Source organism: Erwinia sp. AK-PDG3-5, from assembly GCF_056821705.1.
In genome coordinates this window covers 979,824-1,000,274 of record NZ_CM165967.1, presented here as the reverse complement: position 1 = coordinate 1,000,274, position 20,451 = coordinate 979,824, and the positions used below count along the sequence as shown (strand labels likewise).

Below are 20,451 nucleotides of genomic sequence, written 5' to 3'. Positions count from 1 at the left end.
GTCAAGTGAGGCAAAGGGTTCAACGGGGCCGTTGCCCACGCCTGAAAAAGGTCAGGCCAGCAAAACTGGCCTGACGCTATTATGAGCGAGGGGGGTGATTAAATTCCATCCTCAGAGCGTAAGGATTTCGTAAGGAAATCAAGGAAATCATGATTTCCACCCACCCCCAAGCGCTTTATACAGTGTTATTTGCTGGTTCAACCGTCCCAACTGAGTGGTTATCAGCGATTGCTGCGCCGCATACAGTGAACGCTGCGCCACCAGCACGTTGAGATAGTTATCCACTCCCTGCTGATAGCGGATATGGGCGAAGTCATAGTTGCGTTGATTCGCCTGCTCATCCTGCTCTCTGGCCGTCAGCTCATCTTTGTAGGTGTCCTGTCCGGCCAGCGCATCGCCCACTTCCTTGAATGCCGTCTGGATCGATTTCTCGTAGTCGGCAATTTCAATTCGCTTCTGTAAATGCGCAATATCGAGGTTCGCCGAATTCACGCCGCCGTCAAAAATGGGCAGGTTAATGCTCGGCCCAAATGACCAGGCCGCCGTGCCGCCCTCCAGCAGATGCCCGAGACTGCTGGAGGTCGATCCGCCGGAGGCCGTCAGGCTGATGCTGGGGAAGAACGCCGCACGCGCCGCGCCGATGTTGGCATTCGCCGCTTTCAGCTCATGCTCCGCCGCGATGATATCCGGACGACGGGTCAACAGGTCCGAAGGCAGACCGGATGGCGTCGCCGGGAAGTGCCAGTCTTTGTTCAGGCGGGCATTGGCCAGCATGTCCGATGGCAGATTGGTGCCGACCAGCAGCGCCAGCGCGTTGACGTCCTGACGCACCTGACGGGTATAAGACGCTACGTCCGCCTGAGCGGTGCGCACCGAGGTTTCCGCCTGCACCAGATCCTGGTCGCTGCTGACGCCGCCATCCACGCTACGCCTGGTCAGATTGTACGAATCCTGCTGGCTTTTCACCGTGTCCATCGCCAGCTTCAGCAGCTCGTTATCCGCACACAGCGAAAGATAGCCGGACGCCACTTCGGAGATCAGGCTGATCTGCGTGGCGCGCCGGGTGGCGGCGGTGGCCAGGTAGCTTTCCAGCGCCTGGTCACGCAGGCTGCGCAGGCGGCCAAAGAAATCCAGCTCCCAGGCGGTGACGCCCAGGCTGGTATTCAACTCATGGTAGGTCACCGGGCCGGTTGAGGCGGTGTTATACAGATTGCCCGGAAGATGCGCGGCGGTCTGCGACGCGCTGAGGTCGACCGAGGGCAGCAATGCGGCCCGGTCAATCTGCACCTGCGAACGGGCCACGTCGACATTCAGCGCGGCAACGCGCAGGTCGCGGTTATTTTCCAGCGACAGCGCAATCAGCTTGTTCATCACCGGATCGGTGAAGAAATTCTGCCAGCTGATATCCGCGCCGTTTCCGGCCTGATCCTTGCCCTGCTGGCCGTAATCTGCCGCCACCGGCAGCGCCGGGCGCTGGTACTTCGGCTCCATGGTACAGCCGCTGAGCACCAGCATCATCGCCATCGGCAGCGCGGCCAGGGTTAACGTCTTGCGTAACATTATTTCTTCACCTCAATATGCGTTTTTTTCTTACCTGAGAAGCGTTGCGCCACGACGACGTAAAACATCGGCACGAAGAAGATGGCGAGGAAGGTGGCGGTGATCATCCCGCCGACCACGGCGGTGCCGATCGAGTGCTGGCTCCCTGCGCCCGCGCCGCTGGAGATCGTCAGGGGCAGTACGCCAAGCACAAAGGCCATTGAGGTCATGATGATTGGACGGATACGCAGTTTGGCCGCTTCCATCGCCGCTTCCACCAGCCCTTTGCCCTCTTTCTCGTGCAGCTCTTTGGCAAACTCGACGATCAGAATGGCGTTTTTCGCCGCCAGCCCGACGGTGGTCAACAGCCCCACCTGGAAGAACACGTCGTTCTCCAGCCCGCGCATCAGCACCGCCAGAATGGTGCCGAGCACGCCCAGTGGCACCACCAGGATCACCGAGAACGGGATCGACCAGCTCTCGTACAGCGCCGCCAGGCACAGGAACACCACCAGGATGGAAATGGTATACAGCGCGGGCGTCTGCGAGCCGGAACTCTGCTCTTCATACGACAGGCCATGCCACTGCACCTTGAAGCCCGCCGGCAGTTTGGCAGCAATCTCTTCCACGGCTTTGGTGGCATCGCCCGAGCTGTAGCCCGCAGCCGGTGAGCCCATGATTTCTACCGCCGAGATGCCGTTAAAGCGCTCGTAACGCGGCGAACCGTATTCCCACTTGCCGCTGCCAAAGGCCGAGAACGGCACCATTTCGCCGCTGGTGTTGCGGAAGTACCACTTGTTCAAATCTTCAGGCGTCACGCGCGAACCGGCGTTGCCCTGCAGATAGACCTTCTTCACGCGGCCGTGGTAGATAAACTGGTTCACGTAGGTTGAACCCCACGCGGTGGAGAGCGTGTCGTTGATGTCTTCCAGACTCAGGCCCAGCGCCCTCGCCCGCTCGTCATCAATGATCAGATGGTATTGCGGCTCATCTTCCATGCCGTTAGGACGGGTCGCCATCAGGCGCTTGTCCTGCGCGGCCATGCCGAGGAACTGATTACGGGCGGCCATCAGCGCTTCATGGCCTTTGTTGTCGGTATCCTGCAGGAAGAAGTCAAAGCCGGTGGCGTTGCCCAGTTCCATTACCGCGGGCGGCACCAGGGCAAACACCTTGGCGTCCTGTAGCGAGCCGAAGTGCGCCATGGTGCGCTGCGCCAGCTTCTGCACGGTCTGGTCGCTGTTACGCTGCGCCCAGGGTTTCAGCAGCACAAAGGACATCGCGGTGTTTTCCCCGCGCCCGGAGAAGCTGAAACCGTTCGGTGAGAACACCGAGCTGACTTCCGGCTCGTTCTTCAGCAGCCAGGACTGAATATCATCCAGCACCTGCTGCGTCCGTTCGCTGGAGGCGTTGGCGGGCAGCGTGGTCTGCATCATCATCACGCCCTGATCTTCATCCGGCAGGAATGAGGTCGGGACGCGGGTGAACAGATAGCCGGTGGCCACCACCAGCAGCAGATAGATCACCAGGAACAGGTTACGCTTGGCGATCACATGGCCGACGCTGTTGCTGTAGTGCAGCGTGCCGCTGTCAAACTTGCGGTTAAACCAGCCCGCCAGCCCCTGGGTTTTGTGATCCGCCGATCCCGCTTTCAGGATGGTGGCGCACAGCGCCGGGGTGAAGATCAGCGCCATCAGCACCGACAGGGCCATCGCCGAGACGATGGTGATTGAGAACTGGCGGTAAATAACCCCGGTCGATCCGCTAAAGAAGGCCATCGGCAGCAGCACCGCCGACAGCACCAGCGCGATACCAAACAGCGCGCCCTGGATCTGCTCCATCGATTTCAGCGTGGCGGCTTTGGGATCCAGTCCTTCGTCGTGCATCACGCGCTCGACGTTTTCCACCACCACGATCGCATCGTCCACCAGCAGCCCGATGGCCAGCACCATGCCGAACATCGTCAGGGTGTTGATGGTGTAGCCGCAGGCCGACAGGATGCCGAAGGTGCCCAGCAGCACTACCGGCACCACCATGGTGGTGATCAGCGTGGCGCGCAGGTTTTGCAGGAACACCAGCATCACCACAAACACCAGCGCGATGGCTTCGAACAGCGTTTTTACCACTTCTTCAATCGACGAGCTGACCACCGGCGAGGTGTCGTACGGGAAGGTCACCTGCACGCCGTCCGGCAGCGAACCTTTGATGCCGTCCACGGTGGCGCGCACCGCGTTAATCGCATCCAGCACGTTGGCACCACTGGCCAGACGCAGCGCCATACCCGCAGACGGTTTGCCGTTATAGGTCGCGGAAATGCTGTAATCCTGTGGCCCCAAATCCACTTTCGCCACGTCACGCAGGCGCACCTGAGAGCCGTCCGGATTGACCTTCAGCAGGATGTTTTCGAACTCTTTCACCGACTGCAGACGGGTCTTGCCAATGATGGTGGCGCTGAATTTCGCCCCCGGAATGGTCGGCAGGCCCGCCAGCTTACCGCTGGAAATCTGCACGTTCTGCTGGGTGATGGCGGTAGAAACATCGCTTGGGATCAGCTGATACTTATACAGTTTGGCCGGGTCGACCCAGATACGCATGCCGTATTCCGAGCCCATCACCATAAAGTCACCCACGCCTTTGGTGCGCGAGATCGGATCTTCCAGCTTTGACACCAGCAGGTCGGCCAGGTCGCCGTTGCTCATCTTGCCGTTGGTCGAGATCAGGCTGACCACCAACATAAAGTTGGCCTGATACTTACGCACGTTGATCCCTTGCTGGGTCACTTCGGTCGGCAGCTGAGATTCCGCCAGCGACACCTTGTTCTGCACCTGAACCTGGGCGATATCCGGATCGGTGCCCTGATCGAAGGTGACGATGATGGTGGCGCTGCCGTCGCTGTTACTTTGCGACTCGATATAGCGCATGTTATCGATGCCGCTCAGCTGCTGTTCGATAACCTGCACCACGGTGTTCTGCGCGGTTTCGGCGCTGGCGCCAGGGTAGGTGACCTGCACCGAAATCGCCGGTGGCGCAATATTGGGATACTGGTTAATCGGCAGCTTGAGGATGGATAATCCACCGACCAGCATCACAATGATCGCCACCACCCAGGCAAAGATGGGGCGTTCAATGAAGAATTTAGACATCAGATTTCCTTACTGCGCTGAAGGATCGGTGGTGGACAGATTGGCCTGAGGCGCGGCTTTGTCCTGACTTTCACTGGCATTGACCTTCGCGCCGGAGCGGACGTTCTGTAAGCCATCGACGATCACCCGGTCGCCCGCTTTCAACCCGGACGTCACCAGCCATTTGCCGTTGATCATCTCGCCGGTGGTAATGGTTTGCTGCGCCACGGTGTTATCCGCATTGACCACAAAGACGTAAGGATTGCCCTTGGTGTCATGCATGATTGCCGGCTGCGGTGCCAGGATGCCGCTATCGGCCACGCCCTGCGGGAAGCTGGCGTGGACAAACATGCCCGGCAGCAGCACCCTTTTCGGATTCGGGAATGACGCGCGCATGGTCACGCTGCCGGTTCCCTCATCCACCGTCACTTCCGAGAACTCAAGCTTGCCCTGCGCGGCATAGGTCGAGCCGTCTTCCAGAATCAGCTTCACCGCTGCCGCATTCTCGCCAACCTGCTTCAGCCTGCCGTCGGCCAGCGCGCGACGCTGACGCAGCAGATCCTGCGAGGATTCGCTGACGTCGACATAGATCGGGTCCAGTTGCTGAATGGTGGTGAGGTAGCTGGTTTGACCGTTGGTCACCAGCGCGCCTTCCGTCGACAGCGAGCGGCCGATATGCCCGCTAATCGGCGCGCGTACCTCGGTGTAATTGAGATTCACCCGCGCCGTTTCCAGATCCGCCTGCGCTTCACGCGCGGCAGCCACCGCATCGTCATAGCTCTGGCCGCTGATGGCATGCGCCGCCGCCAGCGGTTTATAGCGCTGCGCCAGCTTGCTGGCATTGGTTAAGGTCGCCTGCGCTTTGTCATACGCCGCCTGATAGGTGGCCGGATCGATCTGATACAGCGGCTGCCCGGCTTTCACTTCCGCGCCTTCGGTATACAAACGTTTAAGGATGATACCGCTGACTTGCGGACGAACTTCGGCCGTCCGCACGGCAGTGGTCCGTCCCGGCAACTGGGTGAACAGCGTCACCGGCTCGCTTTTCATCGTGGTGACGCCAACCGGCGTCGGCGCATTGCTGGCAGCACCGGGCGAGGCATTCTGGTCGCAGGCTGCCAGCAAGAAAATCAGGCTGGCTGAGAGGAGCTTTAAGCGCATGGTGAATTCTCAAGGTGAAAGGGAAATGAAATAATAATGAGAGTGATTATTCTCACCAAAGAGGGCAATTATAGGGAGGTCACCCGGTGAGAAGTGTTAAGTTTGCGCTAAGTTATTTATCAAAACGCTACCGATAAGCTTTCCGTGCTTAATCCCCTCCTGACGGGCGCGCAAACGATTCCTTTTGTGCTCTTTTTTGGGACTGAATGCGCCCCTTTCAGCGCTACCAACAGTGAGAGGGGCTGGCACGCGCCGACGGAATGCGGTGTCGGATCGTGATGGCTTACCTTACCGTGCGAGCACGGTAATGGCTGTTTAGGGAGTGCAAAGAGTCGGTTAAGAGATGTGAGCAAGTTCGGCAAATCGCCAAGCTTTTGTGCGCTATCCGGCTGAGCATCGGGGCATGAGAGAAGGTATCAGCGTGTTGAGGCAGTTAAGGCTGTTGAGAGGGTTGAGAGGGTTAACACTGTTGAGGGAGCGTGTGGGATGCAGAGCAGAGTGCTGCTCTGCATCGCCTGAAGGATTAATCGCTGTGGGTGGAGTACAACGCGTCCGGCGCAACGTTCATATGCTTCAGGACCGGGCCAATGATGTTACCGAACACCGGCGCGGCAACCGAGCCACCGAAGTGATCGCCTGCGGTTGGGTGGTTAATCATAATCACCAGCGCCACCTGCGGATTACTGGCGGGCGCCACGCCGGCGGTGTAGTTGATATAGCCGCCGTCATATTTTCCGCTGTCGCCCATCTTCTCCGCCGTACCGGTTTTAATCGCCAGACGATAGCCCGGCACCGCCGCACGCACCCCGCTTCCGCCCGGCAGCGCATCGCTCTCCATCATATGCACCACCGAACGCACGGTTTCTTCATCGGCCACGCGGTTACCGATCACCGGCGGCGTGACTTTGGTGATCGACAGCGGGCGATAAATGCCAAAGGAACCGAGGGTGGCATATTCACGGGCAATCTGTAACGGCGTTACGCGCAGGCCATAGCCAAACGAGAAGGTGGCACGTTCGATATCCGCCCAGCGCTCACGGTGCAGCGGGAAGTAGCCAACGCTTTCACCGGTCAGCCCGAGGCCGGTCGGCTTCCCCAGTCCGAACGAGCTGAAGGTATTCACCAGCACTTCGGCAGGCATCGCCAGCGCGATGTGCGACACGCCGATATCGCTCGATTTCTGCAGGATGCCGGTCATGGTCAGGCGCGGCCAGTGGCCAACGTCGCGGATCAGGTGGCCGTTAACCCGGTATGGCGTGGTATCCAGCACCGAATCCGGGCGAACCAGTTTGCGGATCAGCCCTTCCATCACCACCAGCGGCTTCACCGTGGAACCCGGCTCGTAGCTGTCGTTAATGGCGGTATTGCGCATCTGGTTGGCGGAAACATTGACGAAGTTATTCGGGTTAAACGACGGGTAGGACGCCATGCCGAGGATTTCGCCGGTATCAATTTTGATCAGCACCGCGGCACCGGAATCGGCCTTGTTCAACAACACGCCGTCACGCAGCTTGGTGTACATGGTGTACTGATCGAATTTATCGATGCTGAGCTGCACGGTCGGTGGCTGACGCGGCGGTTCATAATTGATCATCGCCACGATATTGCCGTGCGCATCCTGGCGGTATTTTTCCACCCCGGCGGTGCCCTGTAACACCTTGTCAAAGCCCTTTTCTAACCCGGTCAGCCCGGTGTTATCCGCGCCGACAATGCCGAGCAGCGGCCCGGTGGCATCGCTCATCGGATAGAAGCGGCTGTCGTCATAAACGGTACTGATCCCGGCGAGGTGCAGCGTGGCGATATCCTTGGCGATGCCCAGCTCGATTTTGCGTCCCAGATAGAGGAAGCGGCGTTTCGGATTGGCGTTGATTTGCGCGGCAATCTGCTCAGGGCGTTGATCCAGCGCGTGGGCCAGATACTCCCACTTGTCACTGGTGAAATCCGGATGCGCTTCCAGCACGCGTTGCGGATCGGCAATGATATCGCGCGACGGCACGCTCAGCGCCAGCGCCTCACCGTTGCGGTCCAGCAGCGTCCCCCGGTTGGTGGGCAGCGTGACGGTACGCAGCGAACGCTCATCCGCCTGCTTTTCCAGCATCGGATGGTTTAACAGCTGTAAATTTCCGACCCATATCAGCAGCAAAACCAGACAGCCGAACACCCCGAGGCAGATCAGACGGAAACGAACAGGATGAAACGGTGATTTTGCCTGGTCTTTTGCCAGTATCTTCTTTAAGCGCGACATGGATCTTCTACTGATGAGGACAGGATAACTGACTGGGAGTTATACAAAAAATGCCGGGGAGATAACAGGGAAACTGTGTTTCAGATCGTGAGTGAACGGGGGCAGGATTTAGCACTTTATGCGTATTTTCAACAGGTTATCCAGCCAACCCTGTTTTACAGGCAAAAAAAACCTGCGCATCTGCGCAGGTCGGTGAAACAAAGCATAAAAACTTTTTGATGTTCACCCATCAATACCTCTGGGACTTAGACTGTAGCAATCTGGCCGCGTCACTCGCCAGCCAGCATTCGCAACAGTTCTCCGCAAACTGTAACCAGCTATGTGATTCTTAGGCACTTTTGCAATCTTTCGCCTTTTTGATCTCCACCAGGCAGCTCATGGCGTTCGGCCCCTGGGTTAATGACGAGGTGCCGATATCCAGCGTCAGCACGTTTGGGTTACCGGCGCGATCGTAGGGTTGCCAGGCTTTGCCAAACCCAGGGTCGAACCAGGCTCCGGTGGCAATCAGTACCACGCTTGGGCTGATACCATCCGACAGCCTGACACCGGCCAGCATCCGCCCGCGATCGTTGCTGACGTCAATCACATCGCCATCGGCAATGCCGCGCGCGGCAGCATCGTCCGGGTGCATCCACAAGGTTTCATGCCCGGCGGTTTTATTGGCCTGCACCGACGGCGTGGCGTCCATCTGGCTGTGCAGACGGTCGCTCGGCTGAATGGAGATCATATGCAGCGGGAAGCGCTGGCTGACCTCGGCACCCAGCCACTCTCTTGGCGGCTGCCATTCCGGATGTGGGGCAAAGTCGGGCAGCTGATAAGCGGCGATGGTTTCGCTGAACAGCTCAATTTTGCCACTGGCGGTTTTGATCGGATGGGCAAGCGGATCCTGACGGAAATCTTCCATAAACACGAACGGCTTGCCGCCCTGCGGCACTTCCACATGCCCTTCCTTCCAGAAGGTGTCGAAATCCGGCCAGTCAATGCCCTTACGCTGGTGAGCCACCGCGCACTGCTGATACAGGTGTTCGATCCACTGCGCTTCATTGCGGTTTTCGGTGAAGGTTTCACGGTAGCCGAGGCGATCCGCCAGGTCGGCGAAAATATCGAAGTCGTTACGCGCCTGGTGCTGCGGTTTGATCGCCTGATGCATCGCCAGCACGAAGCGGTCACGGGATGAGCCGCCAATATCGTTACGCTCCAGGGTGGTGGTCACCGGTAAGACGATATCGGCCATCTTCGCCGCGGGCGTCCAGACAATGTCCTGCACGATCACCGTATCCGGCCGCTGCCAGCCTTCCACCAGCCGGTTAATCTGCTGATGATGGTGGAACGGATTGCCGCCTGCCCAGTGGATCAGACGAATGTCCGGATAGGTGTGCATCTGCCCCTGGAAGTGGTACGGCTCGCCAGGGTTCAGCAGCATATCGCTGATGCGCGCCACCGGGATCGCCAAATCGGCAATCGGGTTGACGCCGGTCGACATCATCGGTGCCGGCCCTTCCACGCGCGGGTTACCGACGCTGTTCATCGAGCCATGGCCGAAGGAGAAGCCCGCGCCCGGCAGTCCCGGTTGGCCGAGCATCGACGACAGCGCAATCATCATCCAGTAAGGCTGTTCGCCACGGTGCGCGCGCTGAACGGAATAGGAACAGGTAATAAAGCTGCGTTTGCCGATCAGCTGCCTCGCCAGTTGCTCAATGCGCTGCGCCGGAATGCCGGTGATGTCGCTGGCCCACTGCGGCGTTTTTGGCGTGCCGTCGGTTTCGCCCAGCAGATAGCTGCGCAGCTGCGGATACCCCACGCAATGCGAGCTGAGGAATGCGCTGTCCACCGCGTTCAGCCGTTCAACTTCAAAGCCTAACGCCAGCATCAGCGCCACGTCGGTGTTCGGCCGGATCGGGATCCACTCGGCGTTAACAAACTCCGGGCAGTCATCACGCATCGGGCTGATATTGATTACCGTGGTGCCTTTGGCCGCCAGCTCCAGCAGCGCCGGCTTCAGGCTGTGCTGGCCGGCACCGCCCGAGGCAACCTGACTGTTTTTCAGTGCCAGCCCGCCAAAGGCAACGAAGATTTCGCAGTGTTCCACCACGTTTGGCCAGTCGGTGACCCGGCCGGTCAGCGGCATATAGGTGCCAATCACATACGGCAGGAAGAATTGTGCCGCGCCCCAGCTGTAGTTACCCAGCTGATCGATGCCGCCGCCGCCGGTAAAGTAGAAGCGGCGGATCAGCGTACGCGCGTGGTTTACGCGGCCCGCCGACGACCAGCCGTAAGAACCATTGAAAATTGCCGAGGGGCCGTAGCGATCGCGCACCCGGCGGTTCTCTTCCGCCACCAGATCCAGCGCGGTATCCCAGTCGACCTCAACAAAGTCTTCACGGCCGCGCAGCGTGCGGTCGCTTTTCTCACGCAAGGCTAACCACGAGCGGCGCACCATCGGCTTCCTGATCCGCTTATCCGAATAGACCAGTTCCGGGATGCTGTTGAGCATCGGCGACGGGTCCTGATCGGCGAAAAACGGCTCACAACGCAGCAGTTTCCCGTCTTCGACGACGGCAGTGAAGGCGCCCCAGTGGGCGAGGTGCGGCACTCTTTTAATGGTCATATGGCGATCCGGCAGGCAAACAATTTTTTTGTGGAAAGCCAGAATAGCCTTTTTTTGGAAAGCTGAATATAAACACGCCGATCTCACAGCCAGAATGGACTGAAATATCCAGCTTTGCGACACCGCTGGCATTCTGTGTGCTTGAAGTAACAGGGATTTTCCGCAACACTGAACAGCTATGTAAACGCTTACCCTGGAAGGCTCTTACCGATGGCTACGATAAAGGATGTTGCCAGGCTCGCGGGCGTTTCCGTTGCAACGGTTTCCCGCGTTATTAACAACTCACCGAAGGCGAGTGAGGCGTCACGCCTGGCCGTTACCAGCGCAATGGATGAGCTGCAATACCACCCGAACGCCAACGCACGCGCCCTGGCGCAGCAGTCTACCGAAACCATGGGGCTGGTGGTGGGCGATGTTTCTGACCCATTCTTTGGTGCGCTGGTGAAAGCCGTGGAGCAGGTGGCATACGAGACCGGCAACTTTTTACTGATTGGTAACGGTTACCATAATGAGCAAAAAGAGCGTCAGGCGATTGAACAATTGATCCGCCACCGCTGCGGCGCGCTGGTGGTCCACGCGAAAAAAATTCCCGACGCCGACCTGATCCCGCTGATGAAACAGATCCCCGGCATGGTGCTGATCAATCGCGCCCTGCCCGGCTACGAGCAGCGCTGTATTGCGCTGGACGATCGCTACGGATCCTGGCTGGCCACCCGCCATCTGATCCAGCAAGGCCATCAGAACATTGCCTACATCTGCTCGACGCACCCGATTTCCGATACCGAAGATCGCTTGCAGGGGTATTACGATGCGCTGAAGGAACATAACCTGCCGTGCAACGACCGTCTGGTGGCGCTGGGCGAGCCGGATGAAGTGGGCGGTGAACAGGCGATGACCGAGCTGCTGGGCCGCGGCAAGCAGTTTACCGCCGTCGCCTGCTATAACGATTCGATGGCCGCCGGCGCGCTGGCGGTGTTAAGTGATAATGGCGTGCGGGTGCCGGAAGAGATGTCGTTGATTGGTTTTGATGACGTGCTGGTGTCGCGCTACGTTCGTCCACGTCTGACCACGGTGCGTTACCCGATTGTCACCATGGCGCAACAGGCCGCCGCGCTGGCGCTGGCGTTAGCCAATAATCAGCCGCTGCCAGAAGTGACCAATGTGTTCAGCCCGACGCTGGTTCGCCGTCATTCGGTGGGCACGCCGGACTGATTAACCGGCAAGCGATCGCTGGTAAAGCCGGACAGACCGGTCCGGATAATCCAGCGCATCGCCGATATACTGCCAGCCAAAGCGCTCGTAATAATCCGCGCAGGCAGCATAGAGATACAGTTGCTCGTCGCCGCGCAGGCGGCTTTCCGCCATCACACGTTGCTGTAACTGCTCGCTCAATCCGCGCCCGCGATAGCTTTCGTCGACGTATAACGCGGCCAGCCACGGAGACAGATCCTGACGGCTGATCAGGTCACAGCGCCACAATCCTACGGTTCCCACCACCCGGTCGCCGTCTGTCGCTACCCAGGTGATCGGCAGATCCGCCCCGCTCAGGCTGCTGGCCAGAATGCTGGCAAAGAAGGGCCGGCTGTTTTCGCTGCCAAAGGCCTGCCATAACCAGTCGGTGACCGTGTCGATATGCTGTTTCGCCTCCGCCAGCGGCACAATTTTCAGCGTGCTCATACCAGCTTGCCCTGGAAAATCGGCACCGACTCAAACAGATAGCCGTCAAAATCTGGGGCATCCGCGTCTGACAGTTCCAGCAGGGATTTTTTCACATTTTCCAGGTGCTGCCACATCGCCTGCCACGAGCCCATCACATCACGACGACGCAGCGCGGCAAGGATGGTCTGATGATCGCCCAGCCATTTCAGGCGGTAGCTGCGGGTTTCGATATGGCTGCGCAACTGCTGCCAAAGCGGGTTGTTCTCATGATGTCGCCAGATGCTGGTAACGGTATCCAGCAGCATTTGATTTTGCGTCGCGCCCGCTAACAGCAGGTGAAACATCTTGTCGTTATCCTGGCTGGCATCGTTGACCGCAATCGCCTTCTGCTCCTGCTCAAGGATGCGCTTCAGGTTCTCTATGTCCGCTTTGGTGGCCATCCTGGCGGCAAAGGCGGCGATATTGCTTTCCAGAAGTTGCCGCGCCTGCAGCATTTCAAACGGGCCGACGTCGCTGCGGAAGAACGCTTCTTCTTCATTGCTGATTTCAGAAGGAATGCGCATTACGTACACGCCGGAGCTTTGACGGATATCCACCGTCCCTTCCAGCTCAAGCATCAACAACGCCTCGCGCACGATGGTGCGGCTGACGCCCCAGGTTTCGGCAATGTTTCGTTCCGGCGGAAGTCGTGAACCAACGGGATAATGACCGTCGAGAATTTGCTGGCGCAGATGCTGTCCGATTTCCTGATACTGCTTCTTCTCTTGACCCGCCGCGCCCTTTTCCACGTATTTACCCTTAGCTCGTTAAACATCCTGCCGACCGTGCTTTCCATAATTGCGCACTCTCCTGCTGCGGTCGGCAAGGTAATCTGCCTAGTTTACCAAAGCCAGCGCCTGATCGAGTACTTTTGCTCCATTAAGCGTGCCATAAGCCAGGGTATCAATCACCGCGATGGGAATGTGATAGCTGTCGGTCAGCTTGCGGTTCTCCTCCAGCTTGAAGCGAACCTGCGGCCCAAGCAGCACCGCCACCACATCCGGGCCGTAGTTTTGCAACTCGTCGCGCAGATTCTGCTCGGGAATGGCATAAATTTGGTATTCCAGACCGCGCGCGACCGCTTCTTTTTCCATCCGCGTCACCACCATCGAGGTGGACATGCCTGCGGCGCAGGCTAATACGATACGTTTCATGGTCATTCCTTATTTCATTTCATCATCAAGGGAAAGGGTGAGCTGTCGGCTGTCACGGCGCTGGCGATACCAGTGCGCTGATTTTTTCAGGCGGCGCTGGCGGTCGTTCTCCAGCTCGATTTCCACCAGCCCGTAGCGGTTCTTAAAGGCGTTCATGGGCGAAACGTTGTCGGTAAAGGCCCACAGCATATAGCCCTGGCAGTTAGCGCCATCTTCACGCGCCCTGAGCGTTTGGTAGAGATGCTCGGCGATAAAGGCGATGCGATAGTCATCCTGGATCTGCCCTTCCGCGTTTTTGAACTGTGCTTCATCTTCGATGCCCATCCCGCTTTCGGCGACAAACCACGGAATGTTGCCGTAATCGTTTTTGATGCGCATCGCCATGTCGTAGATGATGCCCGGCTGAATTTCCCAGCCGCGGGATTTGTTCATCCGCCGACCCGGCAGTTCAAAATGCTCGTAATAATACGCGGGATGGAACGGCGTCTCGGGATGCCAGGCGCGGGATGGCGCTTTCACCCGATGCGGGTAATAGAGATTGATGCCCACCTCATCCACCCGATATTGGGCAATCAACTGCAGCTCTTCCGCGCTGACATCCCAGCTGACCTGATGTTTCGCCAGCAGCGCCACCAGCTCCGCCGGGTACTCGCCTTTGATCGCCGGGTCGAGGAAAACGCGGTTGTAGAACAGATCGTACATCGCTGCGGCCTTCAGATCGTGCGGCGCAGACGAACGGGGATAGGTGACTTCCGGATTAAGGATGGTGCCGACCGTGCCGGGATAGCCCTTCTCGCGGTACAGCTTGACCACTTTGGCGGTGGCCAGGTTTTTGTGGTGATTCCACTGCATCCACTTCGAGGTGTTTTGTTCATACGGCCAGCGCAGCGCATCGAGATAGACGCGGGTCTGCACCACAATTGGCTCGTTAAAGGTAAACCAGCGGGTGACCTTGCCGGCATAGCGTTCAAAGACTTTTTCCGCATACAGCAGATAGAGCTCAACGACCTTTTTCGAGCCCCAGCCGCCGTACTCCTCCAGCAACACCGCGGGCAGTTCGTAATGCTCCAGGCACAGCATCAGCTCAATGCCCTGCGCCTGCATCTCGGCAATCAGCGCGTCGTAATAGCCAGCGTACTCCTCATCCACCACGCCATTTTCGTAGTCGGTAAGGAAACGCGACCAGTTAATCGAGGTGCGGTAGTGGGTCAGTCCCGCCGCCTTCATCAGCGCCACGTCTTCCTTGTAGCGGTTGATAAAGTCGGTGGCGACCGCCGGACCATAACCGTTATGCCAGACGTGCCGGTCGTTCTTGTACCAGGCATCCAGCCAGGAGTCCTGCCCGTCTTTTTTCCCGCTCCAGCCTTCGGTCTGCCACGCTGATGCGGCCGCACCCAGCATAAAATCGTCAGGAATGTTGATGGTGACCTTACTCATACCTTCTCCTCAGTTTTGCGCGAATTCAGGTTGCAAAGCCTTCGCCTCAGCGGCTTCGGCACGGCGCGCGGCAATTTTCACAAACGGCACATAGATCAGAATGGAGACCAGAATGCAGATGATTTGCGTGACCACGGCGCCCATCGATCCGGCAGTAGAAAGCCAGGCATTGATGATGGGCGGCGTGGTCCAGGGCACCATCACCACCGCTTTACCGGCAAAGCCCATCACCGTGGCGAAGTAGCCGATCGAGCCGGTGATCAGCGGCGTGATGATAAATGGGATAGCGAGGATCGGATTCAGCATGATCGGCATGCCGAAAATCACCGGCTCGTTGATATTGAACAGGCCGGGACCGAAAGAGAGCTTGGCAATTTCGCGCATCTCTTTGCGTTTGGTCGCCAGCATGACTGCGCTGAGCAGGCCAATGGTCAGGCCGGAACCGCCGATGCTCATGTAGACATCCCAGAACGGCATGGTGATGATATTTGGCGCCTCTTTGCCCTGCTCAAAGGCATTCATGTTGACCAGGATCGCCCCCAGCAACAGCGGCTCGCGGATCGGCTTCACCATCTGGTTGCCGTGAATACCAATCACCCAGAACAGCTGCGCAACAAACATCAGCAGCAGAATGCCCCACAGGCTCTGCACCACCGACTCCAGCGGCTCCTGCACCACTTTGTACACCGCATCGTAGAGATACATGCCGGTGAAGCGATGGAAGATAAAGCCGAAGGTGGCAATCGCCGAGACGGTGATGATGGCCGGGATCAGCGCCGAAAACGAGGCGGCGACGTTAGGCGGTACGGTGTCCGGCATTTTGATTTTCAGCCGTTCAACGTTCTCCAGGCGGCAGTAAATTTCCACCGAGAGGATGGCGATAAACATGCCGAGGAACAGGCTTTTGGTGTCGGAGAACTGTTTCGCCAGCACATCGGTGACCAGATGCATCTGCCCGTCGACCAGCATGGTGAGCGTGGTTGGCGTCACGGCGATAAAACAGATGATCGCCAGCAGGCCGGGAAACAGCGTTTTTATGCCGTTGATTTTGCCCAGCTCAATACCGATCAGGAACACCGCGCCGATATTGAGAAAGCTCAGGGTGGCGTAGTTGATGCTGGTGGTGATCGGCTTCAGCTCGGCGAGAAAGCCCAGTGCCTGAATGCTGGCGAGGCCGTTTTTCCCGTCCAGCACCATATTGGAGATCAGCACCGAGAACGCGCCGACGATGATGACCGGCATCAGGGTAATGAACGAAGACTTGATCGCCATGATGTAGCGATAACTGTTGAATTTGGTGGCGAAGCTGCCTAAAGAGTCGATGAGTCGATCCTGTAGAGACATGCGTAATACCCTCAGAAGTAAGTGGTGAAGCGTCCCGATATTTTTTCGCCCTGCGGAAGTCCGTTCTTGTGGCATACCAAAAATAGCGAAACCGAACTTATTTTCTGTGACAAAACCCGCAGAAGTGCATATTGGCATTCCGATAGGATGTATTTTCACTATTTGGCATACCAATAACGGAGGCAGGAATGGATTTTGAGCAAACCATGATGGAGCTGTTGATCAGTGCAGGCGAGGCGCGGTCTCACGCGATGAGTGCGATTCAGTTCGCCCGCAAGAAGCAGTGGCAGCAGGCGGATGAGGCGCTAGCCGCGTCGCTGGAGGCATCGAAAGGCGCGCACCATATTCAGACCCAGCTGATTGGCGCTGATGAAGGCTGCGGGAAAGTGCCGGTGACGCTGATTCTGGTCCATGCGCAGGACCATCTGATGAATGCGATGCTGTGCCGCGATCTGGCGGAGGAAATTGTGTTGCTGCGGAAGGAGTTACTGGGTGGCGAGCATCTGACCGGGGCCTGAACCCGGCCTGCGGTTAGCCGCCTGAAACTCAGGCGGCCGGTTCACAACGTCAGGGATACCGCTTACAGCTCCAGCGCCAGCAGTTGCTGGATGGTTTGCGGGCGGCGGATCTCGCGCGGCTGGCCCGCTTCAAACAGCACTTCCGGCAGCAGCGGTCGGCTGTTGTAGTTAGAGGACATCGACGCGCCGTAAGCGCCGGTATCGTGGAAGACCAGGTAATCACCCGGTTTAACCTGCGGCAGCGCGCGGGTTTCCACCTTGCCGCCTTCCAGCTGAGTAAACACATCGCCTGATTCGCACAACGGCCCGGCGACCACGCTGTCGACGGTGTTCTGCTCATCCAGCGGGCGGTCATCGCCGGCGATGGCAGAAATATGGTGGTAGCTGCCGTACATCGCTGGACGCATCAGATCGTTAAAGCCGGCATCCACCAGCACAAAGTGACGGCTGCCCATCGCCTTCACCGCACGCACTTTGGAGACCAGCACGCCAGATTCCGCCACCAGGAAGCGACCCGGTTCAATTTCCAGCTTCACCGGGTGGCCGAGATGTTGTGCCACGCGCTGACGGGCCGCATCCCACAGACCGAAATAGTGTTCGGTATTGATCGCCTCTTCACCAAAGCGATAGGGGATCGACAAGCCGCCGCCCGCCGAGATGGCTTCCAGATCGTGACCTAAACCAATCACCTGATTAACCATCGCATCACACACCTGCTCCAGGTGGGCATAATCGACGCCGGAGCCGATATGCATATGAATGCCGACCAGCTTCAGCTGGTGTTGCTTGATGGCTTCCAGCGCCAGCACCAAATCGGTATACCAGATGCCGTGCTTGCTGTTTTCGCCGCCGGTATTGGTTTTCTGGCTGTGGCCGTGACCAAAACCGGGATTGACGCGCAGCCACACCGGGTGCCCTTCAGACACTTCGCCCAGCTGGTGCAGCATATCAACGGAACCGGCGTTGACCGGGATTTTCAGCTCGGCAAGTCGTGCCAGCGTCTGCTCATCCAGCACGTCGGCGGTGAAGACTATCTCGTCGCCGCCCGGTGTGAAGCCGGCCACCAGCGCACGCTCAATTTCGCCCAGCGACACCGAATCCACCTTCACCCCTGCGGCGCGCATCAGACGCAGAATATGGATGTTGGAACAGGCTTTTTGCGCAAATCGCACCACATCAAACTGCTGCAGCTGCGAGATACGTTCGGCAATGACGCTGGCGTCATAGGCCCAGACCGGTCCACCGTACTGGCGCACCAGCGGCAGCAGGTTATCGCGGGTTAAAGCGGTTTCGGTGTTGGTAAGTAAGCGTGGCATCGGAACTCTCCTGAAGATAATGGGGCTATTACGCCACAGCCTGAACAGGATGAAAAATATCTGTTTTAACGGAGTCTATTCATCCATGATATGGCTTCAATCGTCTCCCGGATAAAAGTATGGCTGGCATTACGCTGCGACATATCGAAATTTTTCACGCCGTGGTCACCGCAGGCAACCTGACGGAAGCCGCTGCGTTACTGCATACCTCGCAGCCCACCGTCAGCCGCGAACTGGCGCGTTTCGAAAAGCTGGTCGGCCTGAAGCTGTTCGACCGCGTGCGCGGCCGTCTGCAGCCCACGGTGCAGGGCCTGCGGCTGTTTGAAGAGGTGCAGCGTTCCTGGTATGGCCTGGACCGCATCGTCAGCGCCGCTGAAGGTCTGCGCCAGTTTCGTCAGGGTGAACTGTCGATTGCCTGCCTGCCGGTGTTTTCGCAGTCGCTGCTACCGCTATTTTGTCGGCCCTTTTTGCAACGCTACCCGGACGTCAGCCTGAACATTATTCCGCAGGAATCCCCACTGCTTGAGGAGTGGCTCTCCGCGCAGCGCTACGATTTGGGACTGACGGAAACCCGCCTGACGCCGGCCGGAACCGAGCGCACCGAGCTGTTTACCGGTAATGAGGTGTGCGTGCTGCCGGACAGTCATCCGCTGGCGGCGAAAGCCTGCTTAACGCCGGAGGATTTTGCCGGTGAGGATTACATCAGCCTGTCGCGAACCGACAGCTATCGCCAGCTGCTGGACAATCTGTTTCATGAGCAGGGGGTGCAAAGGAGGATGGTGCTGGAGACGCACAGTGCGGCGTCGGTGTGTTCGATGGTCAGAGCCGGCGTCGGCGTGTCGATCGTCAACCCGCTGACCGCGCTGGACTATGCCGGAAGCGGCGTGGTGATCAGGCGCTTCAGTATTGATGTAGCCTTTACCGTCAGCCTGGTCAGGCCACGCCACCGCCCTTCTTCGGCGCTGGTTGAGGCTTTCTGCGCCCATTTACTGCAGCACATCAGCCTGGTTAACCAGCGCCTTGCGGTGTTATTGCATTAAGCGTTGACGGTCTGCGCCTGTCCACGCGACGGACGGAAGGTAATCAGACAGAGGATCAGGCCGCCGACCGCCAGCACGGCGGCCGCAACCGGCACCGCCGTCAGGCCATAACCGCTGCCAATCACCGCGCCACCGGCCCAGGCACCAAAGGCGTTCCCGACGTTAAAAGCGGAGATATTCAGCGTCGACACCAGGTTCGGCGCCTCTTTACCGTGACGTACCACGTTGATCTGCAAACCCGGTACGGTGGCAAAGGTGGCCATCGCCCACAGGAACAACGTCAGTTCGGCCAGCCACAGCGCATGGCTGGTCCAGCTGAAGATCAGTGAAAACACCGCGATCAGCGAGAAGCTCAGGATCAGGCTTAAGGACAGCTTGCGGTCCGCCAGCTTGCCGCCCAGAATATTGCCCACCGTTAACCCACCACCAATCAGGAACAGCGTCCAGCTGACGCCTTTGTCGCTGATGCCGGTCACCTGCAACAGCAGCGGCGCAATATAGCTGAACAGCGCAAACATCGCGGCGGCAAAGAACACCGTCATCAGCAGCGACAGCCACAGCTTGCCGTTCGCCAGCGCGCCAATTTCGCTGGCAAGGTGCACCGGCTTTTCATCGCGATTGGTGGGCAGGCTGACAATCAGGCCAATAAACGCCAGCACGCCAATCACCGATACGCCCCAGAAGGTGGCGCGCCAGCCGTACAGCTGACCAAACCAGGTGCCCAGCGGCACGCCGAGCACGTTCGCCAGCGTCAGGCCGGTAAACATCAGCGCAACCGCCGACGCCTGCTTGCCCGGCGCAACCAGACTGGCCGCAACCACCGCACCGATGCCAAAGAACGCACCGTGACAGAGGGCGGTAACTACGCGCGCCATCATCAGCAGGTTGTAGCTATAGGCCAGCGCACAGAGCCCGTTGCCAATAATGAAAATGACCATCAGCAGCATCAGCGTGCGTTTGCGCGGCAGCTTCGCCGTCAACAGCGCCATAATCGGTGCGCCAATGGCCACACCCAGCGCATAACCGCTGATCAGCCAGCCGGCGGAAGGAATGGAGACGCCGAGGTCTCCCGCCACTTCCGGCAGCAAGCCCATAATGACAAATTCCGTGGTGCCGATAGCAAACGCACTCAGCGCCAGCGCCAGTAAGGAAACAGGCATGTCACACTCTCCAAATAAATAACGGTCAGGCCAGAAGCCCGAGGGGGCGTTCCCGGTTGCAGGGATTAAAAAGTTTGATTCAGATCACATTAGCAATTAAAGCACAGCTTGC

Annotated in this window: 15 protein-coding genes; 3 read left to right on the top strand and 12 right to left on the bottom strand. The window is 58.5% G+C overall.

Annotated elements, in window-relative coordinates:
• Nucleotides 1–147: 147 nt before the first annotated feature.
• The 5 genes from AC1UKS_RS04600 to AC1UKS_RS04580 all read right to left on the bottom strand — a co-directional run bounded on the left by AC1UKS_RS04600 (nucleotide 148) and on the right by AC1UKS_RS04580 (nucleotide 10,672).
• Nucleotides 148–1,560 carry an efflux transporter outer membrane subunit gene (locus tag AC1UKS_RS04600; protein WP_482435967.1) on the bottom strand — a complete coding sequence of 471 codons (1,413 nt, stop codon included), beginning with the start codon at nucleotides 1,558–1,560 and terminating at the stop codon, nucleotides 148–150.
• Nucleotides 1,560–4,679 carry an efflux RND transporter permease subunit gene (locus AC1UKS_RS04595; protein WP_265908588.1) on the bottom strand — a complete coding sequence of 1,040 codons (3,120 nt, stop codon included), beginning with the start codon at nucleotides 4,677–4,679 and terminating at the stop codon, nucleotides 1,560–1,562. The genes AC1UKS_RS04600 and AC1UKS_RS04595 overlap by 1 nt, the downstream gene beginning before the upstream one ends.
• Before the next feature lie 9 nt (nucleotides 4,680–4,688).
• A complete protein-coding gene (locus AC1UKS_RS04590) occupies nucleotides 4,689–5,819 on the bottom strand; it encodes an efflux RND transporter periplasmic adaptor subunit (protein WP_482435966.1) in 1,131 nt (376 codons plus the stop codon).
• A gap of 523 nt (nucleotides 5,820–6,342) precedes the next feature.
• Nucleotides 6,343–8,064 (bottom strand): penicillin-binding transpeptidase domain-containing protein, encoded by a 1,722-nt coding sequence (locus tag AC1UKS_RS04585; RefSeq protein WP_013203616.1) that lies wholly within the window; start codon nucleotides 8,062–8,064, stop codon nucleotides 6,343–6,345.
• A gap of 328 nt (nucleotides 8,065–8,392) precedes the next feature.
• Complete coding sequence (locus AC1UKS_RS04580) at nucleotides 8,393–10,672, bottom strand: molybdopterin guanine dinucleotide-containing S/N-oxide reductase (protein WP_482435965.1); 2,280 nt, start codon at nucleotides 10,670–10,672, stop codon at nucleotides 8,393–8,395.
• Between the two features lie 210 nt (nucleotides 10,673–10,882).
• On the opposite strand from AC1UKS_RS04580, the gene galR reads away from it, so the two are divergent.
• The gene (galR, locus tag AC1UKS_RS04575) at nucleotides 10,883–11,884 is read left to right on the top strand and encodes an HTH-type transcriptional regulator GalR (protein ID WP_482435964.1); all 1,002 of its coding nucleotides are present in this window, start codon (nucleotides 10,883–10,885) and stop codon (nucleotides 11,882–11,884) included.
• Here galR and AC1UKS_RS04570 read toward each other — a convergent pair whose 3' ends face one another.
• The 5 genes from AC1UKS_RS04570 to AC1UKS_RS04550 all read right to left on the bottom strand — a co-directional run bounded on the left by AC1UKS_RS04570 (nucleotide 11,885) and on the right by AC1UKS_RS04550 (nucleotide 16,305).
• Entirely contained in the window at nucleotides 11,885–12,340 is a 456-nt protein-coding gene (locus AC1UKS_RS04570; protein ID WP_265908737.1) for a GNAT family N-acetyltransferase, read from the bottom strand.
• 5 nt (nucleotides 12,341–12,345) lie between these two features.
• The gene (locus tag AC1UKS_RS04565; protein ID WP_053143747.1) at nucleotides 12,346–13,119 is read right to left on the bottom strand and encodes an FCD domain-containing protein; all 774 of its coding nucleotides are present in this window, start codon (nucleotides 13,117–13,119) and stop codon (nucleotides 12,346–12,348) included.
• An 87-nt stretch (nucleotides 13,120–13,206) separates the two neighbouring features.
• A complete protein-coding gene (locus AC1UKS_RS04560; RefSeq protein ID WP_013203622.1) occupies nucleotides 13,207–13,524 on the bottom strand; it encodes a PTS sugar transporter subunit IIB in 318 nt (105 codons plus the stop codon).
• Between the two features lie 9 nt (nucleotides 13,525–13,533).
• Nucleotides 13,534–14,961 (bottom strand): glycoside hydrolase family 1 protein, encoded by a 1,428-nt coding sequence (locus AC1UKS_RS04555; protein WP_265908582.1) that lies wholly within the window; start codon nucleotides 14,959–14,961, stop codon nucleotides 13,534–13,536.
• 9 nt (nucleotides 14,962–14,970) lie between these two features.
• Nucleotides 14,971–16,305, bottom strand: a complete 1,335-nt coding sequence (locus tag AC1UKS_RS04550; protein WP_265908581.1) for a PTS sugar transporter subunit IIC — start codon at nucleotides 16,303–16,305, stop codon at nucleotides 14,971–14,973.
• A gap of 188 nt (nucleotides 16,306–16,493) precedes the next feature.
• On the opposite strand from AC1UKS_RS04550, the gene AC1UKS_RS04545 reads away from it, so the two are divergent.
• Complete coding sequence (locus AC1UKS_RS04545; protein ID WP_265908579.1) at nucleotides 16,494–16,823, top strand: PTS lactose/cellobiose transporter subunit IIA; 330 nt, start codon at nucleotides 16,494–16,496, stop codon at nucleotides 16,821–16,823.
• A 62-nt stretch (nucleotides 16,824–16,885) separates the two neighbouring features.
• Here AC1UKS_RS04545 and lysA read toward each other — a convergent pair whose 3' ends face one another.
• Entirely contained in the window at nucleotides 16,886–18,139 is a 1,254-nt protein-coding gene (gene lysA / locus AC1UKS_RS04540) for a diaminopimelate decarboxylase (RefSeq protein ID WP_482435959.1), read from the bottom strand.
• A 119-nt stretch (nucleotides 18,140–18,258) separates the two neighbouring features.
• Here lysA and AC1UKS_RS04535 point away from each other — a divergent pair, with 119 nt between their 5' ends.
• A complete protein-coding gene (locus AC1UKS_RS04535; protein WP_482435955.1) occupies nucleotides 18,259–19,179 on the top strand; it encodes a LysR family transcriptional regulator in 921 nt (306 codons plus the stop codon).
• On the opposite strand, the gene AC1UKS_RS04530 is transcribed toward AC1UKS_RS04535, so the two are convergent.
• Complete coding sequence (locus tag AC1UKS_RS04530; protein ID WP_265908575.1) at nucleotides 19,176–20,339, bottom strand: MFS transporter; 1,164 nt, start codon at nucleotides 20,337–20,339, stop codon at nucleotides 19,176–19,178. The genes AC1UKS_RS04535 and AC1UKS_RS04530 overlap by 4 nt on opposite strands.
• Between the last annotated feature and the right edge of the window lie 112 nt (nucleotides 20,340–20,451).

Bases quoted from the DNA above. Each gene is read 5' to 3' on its own strand.
- AC1UKS_RS04580 (WP_482435965.1), bottom strand. From the start codon at position 10,672: ATGACCATTAAAAGAGTGCCGCACCTCGCCCACTGGGGCGCCTTCACT.
- AC1UKS_RS04590 (WP_482435966.1), bottom strand. From the start codon at position 5,819: ATGCGCTTAAAGCTCCTCTCAGCCAGCCTGATTTTCTTGCTGGCAGCC.
- AC1UKS_RS04545 (WP_265908579.1), top strand. From the start codon at position 16,494: ATGGATTTTGAGCAAACCATGATGGAGCTGTTGATCAGTGCAGGCGAG.
- lysA (WP_482435959.1), bottom strand. From the start codon at position 18,139: ATGCCACGCTTACTTACCAACACCGAAACCGCTTTAACCCGCGATAAC.
- AC1UKS_RS04595 (WP_265908588.1), bottom strand. From the start codon at position 4,679: ATGTCTAAATTCTTCATTGAACGCCCCATCTTTGCCTGGGTGGTGGCG.
- AC1UKS_RS04560 (WP_013203622.1), bottom strand. From the start codon at position 13,524: ATGAAACGTATCGTATTAGCCTGCGCCGCAGGCATGTCCACCTCGATG.
- AC1UKS_RS04555 (WP_265908582.1), bottom strand. From the start codon at position 14,961: ATGAGTAAGGTCACCATCAACATTCCTGACGATTTTATGCTGGGTGCG.
- galR (WP_482435964.1), top strand. From the start codon at position 10,883: ATGGCTACGATAAAGGATGTTGCCAGGCTCGCGGGCGTTTCCGTTGCA.
- AC1UKS_RS04585 (WP_013203616.1), bottom strand. From the start codon at position 8,064: ATGTCGCGCTTAAAGAAGATACTGGCAAAAGACCAGGCAAAATCACCG.
- AC1UKS_RS04550 (WP_265908581.1), bottom strand. From the start codon at position 16,305: ATGTCTCTACAGGATCGACTCATCGACTCTTTAGGCAGCTTCGCCACC.
- AC1UKS_RS04600 (WP_482435967.1), bottom strand. From the start codon at position 1,560: ATGTTACGCAAGACGTTAACCCTGGCCGCGCTGCCGATGGCGATGATG.
- AC1UKS_RS04535 (WP_482435955.1), top strand. From the start codon at position 18,259: ATGGCTGGCATTACGCTGCGACATATCGAAATTTTTCACGCCGTGGTC.
- AC1UKS_RS04530 (WP_265908575.1), bottom strand. From the start codon at position 20,339: ATGCCTGTTTCCTTACTGGCGCTGGCGCTGAGTGCGTTTGCTATCGGC.